The organism is Oleiphilus sp. HI0080, from assembly GCF_001635135.1.
In genome coordinates, this window is record NZ_LWFU01000086.1 from 1 (window position 1) to 1,171 (window position 1,171).

The window sequence follows — 1,171 nt, forward strand, 5'->3', positions numbered from 1 at the left end:
TTTGTGATGGCAAGGTCGCGGCTTCTAGTTGTGTTGATGTTGTGGAGTTTGAGAACGAGGTGTTTCATGTCTAGTGTTCTGAGATTCATCGCTGCATGTTCAATATTGTTGGTTTCGGTCTCGTCCGTTGCGGCAAAGCCGGTTGATGTAAAGGAAATTCGGCTGTGGAACGCGCCGGATCATTCGCGCTTGGTTTTAGATCTTGGGTCATCTGTCAGTCACAAACTAATGACTTTGCAAAATCCAGAGCGTGTGGTGATTGATCTGAAAGGCGCTAAAAAGAAAACGCGTNTTGATACGCTTGATCTTGCGGCATCTCCGGTTAAGTCAATTCGCAGTGCGGTGCGTAATGGTTCAGATCTTCGTATCGTTCTGGACATGAAGCAGCAGGTGAAGCCAAAGAGTTTTCTTTTAGCACCCAACGACCAGTACGGAAATCGTTTGGTGATCGATTTGTATCCAAAGAGTGCAAAGAGCGCGTCTAAACCTGTGAAAAAACTGGATATCGTAGACGGCAGACGGGATGTCGTTGTGGTCGTTGATCCAGGGCATGGTGGCGAAGATCCGGGTGCTATTGGGCCAGGCAAAGTGCGTGAGAAAGACGTAGTTTTGGCGATTTCAAAAGAGTTGGTGCGCCAGATTAATGCGGTACAAGGGTATAAAGCGTACCTAACACGGGAGACCGATTATTACATTGGGCTTCGTAAACGCACAGAAATTGCGCGAAAGCGCAACGCAGATTTGTTTGTATCTGTACATGCGGATGCATTTACGCGCGCTCAGGCTAATGGTGCCTCTGTTTACGCCTTGTCTTTGCGAGGGGCTTCGAGTGAGACGGCTCGCTGGCTAGCAAAGAAAGAGAATGCGTCTGATTTAATTGGTGGTAGTGGTGTAAAGCTAGGTGATCATGACGATATGCTTGCCTCAGTGCTGCTTGATCTAAGCTCTACTGCGAGCCTGAAGGCTAGTCTTTCGGTCGGCGACAAGGTACTTAGCTCGCTTGGCGGTGTCGCGCGATTGCACAAGTCACAGGTGCAGCAGGCGGGTTTTGCTGTTCTTAAGTCGCCTGATATCCCGTCTATTTTGGTGGAGACGGGTTTTATTTCGAATCCTGCTGAGTCTCGTCGTCTTAAGACACAAAAATATCAGCGTAAGATCGCGACTTCGATTT

1 protein-coding gene is annotated in these 1,171 nt (G+C 48.5%); it reads left to right on the plus strand.

Annotation, left to right across the window (positions count from 1 at the left end; all coding sequences use genetic code 11):
• Positions 1-66: 66 nt before the first annotated feature.
• Positions 67-1,171, plus strand: a 1,105-nt coding sequence (locus tag A3751_RS01095; RefSeq protein ID WP_068451209.1) for an N-acetylmuramoyl-L-alanine amidase, incomplete at its 3' end; no start/stop codon positions are given.